The organism is Metabacillus sp. RB-C-LZQ-3-1, from assembly GCF_058315175.1.
On record NZ_JBZFLI010000041.1, the window covers coordinates 1 to 7,869 of the forward strand.

Consider the following 7,869-nt stretch of genomic DNA (forward strand, 5'->3'; position numbering starts at 1 on the left):
TTTTTTATATGTCTTAACGACAACAAAGGGGATGGGAGAAATTTTTCACGGTCAAACAAAGGGGTAAATGTTTGTTTGTGATTAATTTCACATCTATAATATATCAAAATGTGTCGACATTTGACAAGTGCGCTAGCTCCATTTCACAAAAAATTCACATTCAAATATTGTAGACGGCATCCGTGCTTTACGTCATGACCCGTCTCAAATTACATGGATAAAAAAGGACTGACGAGCATACCCATTAGTAAACAACCGCCTTAGAAAGGAGAAATCTATGAAGCGTAGATGGATTGTGTTGCTGATCTGTTTAACAGTTGGATTAATATTTGTTAATTTGTTAGGATTCATGAACCTTGTCCCTCTTTATATCACATCACCCTTACTATTTATCGCGATCTTTTTAACGCTTTATTTTATCAATCATCGAAAAACCTTTAGAGGATTTTAAAAGATTGGCAATGCACTACCTATGAGATCATCATAAACATGAAAACCTTATAATTTATTTAGATATATAAATAGTTATTTGAACTTCCCCTTAATTATTTACTCTACTTAAGGAGGACATTTTCATCTAATACTAGAAATCATTATAGATAACGACAAGAAGGTGATATGGATGGAAATGAATTCCTTAAAGAAAATAGCAGCCGAAAAAGCTGTCGAGTTTATTAAAGATGATATGGTCATCGGCCTGGGGTCAGGTTCAACGGTTTATTGGTTCCTAAAAAGATTGGGAGAAGCGGTAGAGAAAGGGTTAAGAATAAAAGGAATCCCCTCATCTCGCCGTACAGAAGGTTGGGCAAAAGAATTTGGTATCCCGCTAACAACTTTTTCAGAAGTACAACAATTAGACATAGCTGTTGACGGTGCAGATGAAGTAGACTCCCAATTAAATCTTATAAAAGGTGGCGGAGGATCACTTTTAAGAGAGAAAATTGTTGACGCGGCGAGTAAAGAACTAATCATTATCGTCGATCATTCAAAGATCGTAACGGAATTGGGGAGTTTTCCGCTTCCTGTAGAAGTTGTTCAATTTGGTTGGGAAGTGACTGCACAGAAAATAGCTGCATTAGGTTGTACGCCTGAAATAAGGATGAGAGATGGTGCAGCTTTTGTCTCAGATAACGGAAACTACATATTAGATTGTCAATTCGAATCGATCTCAACTCCCCATGAAATACATCAACAATTGAAGCAAATAATCGGGGTCGTAGAAACAGGTCTCTTTATCGACATGACAGATAAAGTAATTGTTTCTGGAGAAAATAACGAAGTAACTTTATTAGAAATATAATGCATAAAGAGAGGTTAAAAACAACCTCTCCTTTTTATGTTGATGATTTAAATCTTTAATAGATCTTCACGTAAAGGAGTAAAAACATCGAGAATGATACACTCCTCTAATACTTTTACACGATGAGGTACATCAGAAGGAATAAATTGTGAATCTCCTTTGCTTAGCACTCTTTTTTTACCATTCACCTCAAACTCAACCTTTCCATCTTCAATATAGCTTAGCTGTTCTTGAGGATGTTGATCGATTTCTCCGTGAAATCCTTCTTGTAGCTCGACTCTTACTAACATTAAGGATCCATCTGAATTTAGTATATTTCTCTTAACCATATTAAGCTTCCTCTCTGTCTTAGGCTTTATCTATTAAAATAGCTGTGGATTAATTAACTTTGGTAAGTAGAAAGCAACCTCTGGGAAAAACGCTACAAATAATAATACAATTAACACGATTAATATATATGGCAGAACAGCAACTAAAGACCGTTCAATGGATAATTCCCCGATCTTGGCTGATAAAAGCAAGCATAGACCATATGGTGGTGTAATTAAACCGATTGCTAATGTGATGACAACGATAATTCCTAAATGAATTGGATCAATCCCAAAATGTGTTGCCGCAGGGAGAATTACAGGTACAAATAAGATCATCGCAGGTATGGCATCCATAAACGTTCCAACAAATAAAAAGAATGCAATAATAATGATGATAAATAACCATTTTGTTCCGATACTATTAATAAAGAAATCTTGTGCAAGTACTGATAGTTGGTAGTAACTCATAAGTTCACCTAATGCACTGGCTGCTGCTAATGCGAATAAAGATAAAGAGCTTAATGCTAACGTGTCAGTTAATATTTTCGGTAAATCTTTTACTTTAATTGTTTTGTAGACAAACATACTAATTAACAGTGTATATAAGGATGCTACTGCTGCTGCTTCTGTTGCTGTGAAGAAACCAGAAATGATTCCTCCAATAATTATGATTGGAGTGAATAACGCTGGCAGTGTTTCAAGGACTAATTTAAAAAACTTTTTAATCGTTGCTCTTTCATATCTTGGATACCCCTTTTTAATTGCCATGAAGTACACAAATGCCATCATTCCAAGTCCTATTAATATTCCTGGAACAATTCCTCCAAGAAATAAAGCCCCAACTGAAGCATTTGTCAAACCAGCAAAAATAATCATTGGAATACTTGGTGGAATAATTACCCCAACTGTTGATGAGGCAGCCGTAACACCAACAGCGGTCTCGGTGTCATATCCTTTTTTCTTCATATTCGGGATAAGGATTTTTCCGACACCAGCAGTATCAGCCTGAGCAGCCCCGGATACTCCTGCAAAAATCATTGATACTAATATGTTGGCATGTGCTAACCCCCCTCTAATCGGTCCAACAATTGTAAGAGCCAGGTCTATTAACTTTTGCGAAATTTTCCCTGAATTCATTAAATTTGCTGCCAGAATAAATAATGGTACAGCAAGTAGTACAAAGGAATCGATTCCATTTAACATTTTTACAGGAACCGTTACCTCTGGAATATATGGGACATTCAAGATTCCAAGTAGAGCCACAATACCAATAACAAACGCGATAGGTACACCGATAAACATCAAGATAAGAAATAAACCGATTAATAAGATCGCAATCATTCTGCTACCTCCTTACTATTCAACCTTTTCACATTTGAAATTAGGTGTGAAAGCGAATAGATAAACATGGTGATTCCCATAATCGGAATTGCAATCCAAACATACCCCATCTTTAACATCGGTAAGGACACCCAATTATAGCTCCAGAAATTTTGCACAGCTTGAATACCGTAATAAAAGATTGCAAGGTTAAAGCTAAGCAACACACTGTCTATAACTAAATATAAATAGTTTTTTGATTTGCCATTTAATTTTTGTGCTAAAAAATCAAAGCTAAAATGCTCTCTCCTATTTAACATGACTGCAGCTCCCATAAAAACTGCCCATATAAATGAGTAATTTGCCACTTCTTCTGTCCAAATAACTGGTATTCCTAAATACCTTGTTACAATTTGAGTGATGATAGCGCCAAAAAAGATAACTAAACATATAACCCCGACTGTTAGCTGTGTTTTCTCAAGTAACTTTATAAACTTACTCATTTTGTCTTCCCCCATATTAAAGGTTAGAAGGAAAGGACACGTAAAGTGTCCTTCACCTTATTATTTTAATTCCTGAATTTGCTTAAGTAAGTCCTCTGCTCCCATTTCCTTTGCTGCCTTTTCCTGAAGTGGCTGGGCAATTTCTATAAATGGAGCTGTGTCAATTTCATTTACTTCAGCACCTTCAGCAATTGCCTTTTCTTTATATTCCGCTTCTTGATCATAAAGAGCTTTTCGTTCTACTTCTACCGATGCTTTAGCAGCCTCTAAAATAATCTCTTGTTGTTCTTTAGAATAAGAATCAAACTTCTTTCCATTTACTAATAAGAATCGAGTCGTATAATCATGCCCAGTTTCCGTAATATACTTTCCATTAACTGTTTTATGGTGATTCTGCTGAACGAAATAAGGATACGCATTTTCAGAAGAATCTACTACCTTCTGTTGAAGGGCTTGATATAACTCCCCCCATGCAAGAGATGTAGGAATAGCCCCAACCTTTTTCCAATAATCAGCAACAACACCGGATGTTTGTGTTCGAATCGTCAATCCATTAATATCTTCAATAGATTGTAGTGGTTGCTTTCCATAATAATGTCTTACACCTGCAGACCAGTAGCCAATTAATTTAAAGTCATTATTTGATTTCTCATTCACAAGCTGAGCAATTTTGTCCCCAACTTCTCCATCAACTGTTTTTTCCCAATGTTCATAGCTATCAAAAAGGTATGGTAAGGCAAGTAAGTCAACTTCCTTAATTCCAGTTTGTGTCATAAAACCAGGTGATACTAATACTATATCTGCCCCGCCAAGTTTAAGTTTTTCGACTAACTCAGATTCTTCCGTACCTATTGTTCCCGCGTGAACTTCTACCTCAATCTGTCCATTTGACTTTTCCTCAGCTACTTCTTTAAACTTTAAAAGACCTGTTTGATATGGATTATCAGGAGATGTTTGATTATGTGCTGCGACTATTTTTATTTTATCTGCAGATCCTTCAGCCTCACTATTTCCAGTTTTTTGACCACACGCTGTTAGGAATACTGACAAAGCCAATAATAATACCAATGATAATGCAGTTAATTTTTTCATTGTTATTCCCCTTTTTGTTTAGTTGTTTACGCTTACAACAATACGCATTTGTTGCTTCTTTTTACTCAAGGTTTGTATGTCGTTTTGTCATCTCTTTGTATACTGTTTCTTGCTGGTCTGTTTCCAAAGTTGAAATGATAATCGAATCAAGCAATAGGTGCACTGATTGGTCAAATTGATTGCCAAGTGGCTGAATGGTTTTCGGTTCATGGCTTTTGCGGTATTTAGTCGCTGCAGGAATGGTTAGAATCCCATCACTCACAGAAGCAATTTTTGACTCATTGTTTGTTGTTACAAGAAAAACCTTAGCCCCTATTTGCTTTGCTTTTGAAGCAAATTGATAAATCCCACCTGTTGAGCCAGACCCTGAAATTGCTACCATTAAATCGCCTGCTTCAATGCTTGGTGTAATCGTTTCGCCAACGACGAATACTGAGTATCCTCCATGCATTAATCTCATCGCAAATGCCTTCCCCATCAATCCTGAACGTCCTTCGCCATATACAAAAATCCGTTTCGCTTTTTTTAGTTCATTTGATAACTGGATTGCTTCTTCTTCTTTTACTTGTGATAGCACATTAGTTATTTCCTCTGCTACTGTAAGAATGATTGATTTCATTTAATTTCATCATTCCTTTCATAAGTTTGGCTGCTTCTGATCGATTTTCCGCTTGTGTAATACCACTCCCAACAATAATTGTATCCGGTTGCTGAGCCAATAGGTCTGGTAGTGATTGCAACGTAATGCCACCTGCTACCGCTACTTCGAAATTCGGGTGATTTTTTATTAATTGAAATAGGTCTGTTTGAAATTCTCCTTCTTGCTGCATATCTTTCCCAAAATGTAAGCTTACGAGATTCACTCCTAATTCCTTTAACTCAGTCATTCGGTTTTCGTCCGTGATGCCAAGTAGATCAATCATAATCTGTTTATCGAATTGATTTGCTATTTCAATAGTATCTGAGATTGTTTGATTGGCAGAAAAGGCCATAACTGTTGTGATATCAGCACCTGCTTCAAATGCTTGAATTGCTTCATATTTCCCTGCATCACAGGTTTTCATATCAGCTACAATCAATTTAGAAGGATATGATGCCTTTACCTCCCGAATGATTGCCATTCCATATTCTTTAATAATCCCTGTACCAATTTCAATCCAATCGATATGTTCATGTGTTTCCGCTAAAACTTGCATACATTGTTCCTTTGTTAACCTATCAAGAGCTAGTTGCAGATTCATATCATTCCCCCACTTCTAACTATCTTTCTATTAATTCTTTTTCTCCTAACCTCACAAGCACTTCATCTAAATATGGCAATCCTTCATTATCACCTGAAACACTAACAACCATTGAGCCAATTGCATTTGCAAATTCTAATGTTTTCTCCAATGTCCAATTGTGTAATACTCCATAAATAAACCCTGAATCAAATCCATCTCCAGCACCGACGGTATCAACAACCTTCTTTGGCTTTAATGGCGATGCTTTTATAATTTGACCATTGTAGGAACCAATTGCCCCAAGCTCCCCCAACTTAATAGCCACATATGAGATACCATAGGTGTGGCACTTCTCAATGATTTCCTGTGGCTCCTTTGTGCCTAAAAGAATTTCCGCTTCCTCAGTTCCAGTTAAGAAAATATCCACATATGGAAGAAACTCTCTTAAATGATAACTCGCATCTTCCTTACTCCATAATTTCAAGCGAATATTCGGATCAAATGAGATAAGCACTCCATGCTTCTTTGCTTCGATCATGGCATGTTTAATTAACTCAACATTTTTCTCTTGGTCTATTGCCGGAAACACTCCTGTTACATGAAGAAGTCGTATGTTTTTAAACAGTTCTTCCTTAAGGGTTTCAATGGTTAATGCAGTGGTAGGTGATTGTTGTCGATAATAAAATGTCCTTCCACTTCCATCTTCCATGATTTCTTTAAAGTTTAATGAAGTAGAGTAGCCTTCAACTAGCTCTACCTCTGACACATCTATTCCTTCACCTCGAACGAAGTTATAAATAAATCGACCAAATTCATCCTGGCCTAAACGGCTAACCCAGCGCGTTTTTAACCCTAAGCGAGAGCAACCAATGGCGAAATTTAATTCAGCCCCACCAACTTTTCTGTCAAATGATGAAACAAACCTTAAAGGTCCGTTAGCTGATGGATTAAAGGTAATCATTGCATCTCCGATTGTCATAACATCAAGCACAGTCATTCCTCCTTTTATCCCTTAGCAAGACTTTCGAATGATGAGTTCCGGTTCGAATCTTTTGATCTCTTCATTTTCATTTCCTTCTTGATTTCTTATTTTTTGAAGCAAAACATTAGCGGCTTCAGCCCCCATCTTAAATGTTGGCTGTGCAACAGTTGTTAAAGAGGGATTATAAAAACTAGCAAACGAAACATCATCAATGCCAATCAAAGCTAAATCTGATGGAATTTCCATATTGTTTTCTTTTATATACTTCAAAATTTCCATTAAGGCCATATCATTTCCAGCCAGGATTGCCTGAGGTGGAGCTTCAAGGGAAAGCATTGCTTTAAGCGCCATTTGAATCTGATTAACCTCAACACTTTGAATATACTCATTTTGGATGGTTAAGCCATTTTTTAGGAGTGTGTTTTTAAATCCATTAATCCTTTCAATTCTCGTTGTGACATTACGGACAGACGTTGTAATCATCCCAATTCTTTTATATCCTTGATCAATAAAATGCTGAACAGCTAAACTTGCTGCTTTTTCGTTATCAAGCATGATAGAAGGAATCGCTAGTTCCGGAACATTCCGATCCATAAAAACAATTGGATACTCTTCTCGTACTAGACTTTTGTACATATCTACATTCTCTGCTGTAGGAAAGATAATTAACCCATCTACTTGCTTTGCACGAAGCATATCAATATAGCGCTTCTCTTTTTCTGAATCATCATCTGCATTACAGACAATAATATGAAAATCTTGTTCATGACAAGTATCTTCAATAGCTCGAATCACCTGGGTTGAAAACGCATGCAAAATATTTGCTACAATTACACCGATTGTTGATGTGGATTTTTGTTTTAAACTTCTTGCAATAATGTTTGGTTTGTATTCTAGTTTGTTAATTGCTTCTTCAATTCGTATTTTTGTTTCATCACTCATATAGTCGTATCTTTTATTTAAGAACTGTGAAACTGTACTTTTAGATACATTCGCTTGTTTTGCGACATCTGCCATTGTTACTTTTTTCATTTTGTTCTCCTACTCGTTTCTTACTAAATCGATTTACTAAACCGGTTTATGGATAGTATAAAGTAATTGTAAGCGTTTTACAACCCGTTATTTGAAAATTTTTTAA

At 36.2% G+C, this 7,869-nt stretch carries 10 protein-coding genes; 2 read left to right on the forward strand and 8 right to left on the reverse strand.

Features of this window, described 5'->3' with window-relative positions:
- The first annotated feature begins 277 nt into the window (after positions 1-277).
- Positions 278-451 (forward strand): hypothetical protein, encoded by a 174-nt coding sequence (locus AC4GZ8_RS26030; protein ID WP_491084789.1) that lies wholly within the window; start codon positions 278-280, stop codon positions 449-451.
- A 171-nt stretch (positions 452-622) separates the two neighbouring features.
- Entirely contained in the window at positions 623-1,300 is a 678-nt protein-coding gene (gene rpiA / locus AC4GZ8_RS26035; RefSeq protein WP_491084790.1) for a ribose-5-phosphate isomerase RpiA, read from the forward strand.
- 47 nt (positions 1,301-1,347) lie between these two features.
- Here the strand turns inward: rpiA and AC4GZ8_RS26040 are convergent, their stop codons facing one another.
- The 8 genes from AC4GZ8_RS26040 to AC4GZ8_RS26075 all read right to left on the reverse strand — a co-directional run bounded on the left by AC4GZ8_RS26040 (position 1,348) and on the right by AC4GZ8_RS26075 (position 7,763).
- Positions 1,348-1,629 carry a cupin domain-containing protein gene (locus AC4GZ8_RS26040; protein ID WP_491084791.1) on the reverse strand — a complete coding sequence of 94 codons (282 nt, stop codon included), beginning with the start codon at positions 1,627-1,629 and terminating at the stop codon, positions 1,348-1,350.
- A 33-nt stretch (positions 1,630-1,662) separates the two neighbouring features.
- A complete protein-coding gene (locus AC4GZ8_RS26045) occupies positions 1,663-2,952 on the reverse strand; it encodes a TRAP transporter large permease (RefSeq protein ID WP_491084792.1) in 1,290 nt (429 codons plus the stop codon).
- Positions 2,949-3,434, reverse strand: coding sequence for a TRAP transporter small permease (locus AC4GZ8_RS26050; protein WP_491084793.1), 486 nt, complete (start codon positions 3,432-3,434; stop codon positions 2,949-2,951). The genes AC4GZ8_RS26045 and AC4GZ8_RS26050 overlap by 4 nt, the downstream gene beginning before the upstream one ends.
- 60 nt (positions 3,435-3,494) lie before the next feature.
- Positions 3,495-4,526, reverse strand: coding sequence for a TRAP transporter substrate-binding protein (locus AC4GZ8_RS26055; RefSeq protein WP_491084794.1), 1,032 nt, complete (start codon positions 4,524-4,526; stop codon positions 3,495-3,497).
- A gap of 61 nt (positions 4,527-4,587) precedes the next feature.
- On the reverse strand, positions 4,588-5,145 hold the full coding sequence (gene hxlB, locus AC4GZ8_RS26060; RefSeq protein ID WP_491084795.1) for a 6-phospho-3-hexuloisomerase: 558 nt from the start codon (positions 5,143-5,145) through the stop codon (positions 4,588-4,590).
- Positions 5,105-5,767: a 3-hexulose-6-phosphate synthase gene (hxlA, locus tag AC4GZ8_RS26065; protein ID WP_491084796.1), complete on the reverse strand. Its 663-nt coding sequence runs from the start codon at positions 5,765-5,767 to the stop codon at positions 5,105-5,107. Before hxlA ends, hxlB begins: the two co-directional genes overlap by 41 nt.
- Before the next feature lie 19 nt (positions 5,768-5,786).
- Positions 5,787-6,746 (reverse strand): sugar kinase, encoded by a 960-nt coding sequence (locus AC4GZ8_RS26070; RefSeq protein WP_491084797.1) that lies wholly within the window; start codon positions 6,744-6,746, stop codon positions 5,787-5,789.
- Between the two features lie 15 nt (positions 6,747-6,761).
- Complete coding sequence (locus tag AC4GZ8_RS26075) at positions 6,762-7,763, reverse strand: LacI family DNA-binding transcriptional regulator (protein ID WP_491084798.1); 1,002 nt, start codon at positions 7,761-7,763, stop codon at positions 6,762-6,764.
- Positions 7,764-7,869 lie beyond the last annotated feature (106 nt).

Bases quoted from the DNA above. Each gene is read 5' to 3' on its own strand.
- AC4GZ8_RS26040 (WP_491084791.1), bottom strand. From the start codon at position 1,629: ATGGTTAAGAGAAATATACTAAATTCAGATGGATCCTTAATGTTAGTA.
- AC4GZ8_RS26055 (WP_491084794.1), bottom strand. From the start codon at position 4,526: ATGAAAAAATTAACTGCATTATCATTGGTATTATTATTGGCTTTGTCA.
- AC4GZ8_RS26050 (WP_491084793.1), bottom strand. From the start codon at position 3,434: ATGAGTAAGTTTATAAAGTTACTTGAGAAAACACAGCTAACAGTCGGG.
- hxlA (WP_491084796.1), bottom strand. From the start codon at position 5,767: ATGAATCTGCAACTAGCTCTTGATAGGTTAACAAAGGAACAATGTATG.
- AC4GZ8_RS26045 (WP_491084792.1), bottom strand. From the start codon at position 2,952: ATGATTGCGATCTTATTAATCGGTTTATTTCTTATCTTGATGTTTATC.
- AC4GZ8_RS26070 (WP_491084797.1), bottom strand. From the start codon at position 6,746: ATGACTGTGCTTGATGTTATGACAATCGGAGATGCAATGATTACCTTT.
- AC4GZ8_RS26075 (WP_491084798.1), bottom strand. From the start codon at position 7,763: ATGAAAAAAGTAACAATGGCAGATGTCGCAAAACAAGCGAATGTATCT.
- rpiA (WP_491084790.1), top strand. From the start codon at position 623: ATGGAAATGAATTCCTTAAAGAAAATAGCAGCCGAAAAAGCTGTCGAG.
- hxlB (WP_491084795.1), bottom strand. From the start codon at position 5,145: ATGAAATCAATCATTCTTACAGTAGCAGAGGAAATAACTAATGTGCTA.
- AC4GZ8_RS26030 (WP_491084789.1), top strand. From the start codon at position 278: ATGAAGCGTAGATGGATTGTGTTGCTGATCTGTTTAACAGTTGGATTA.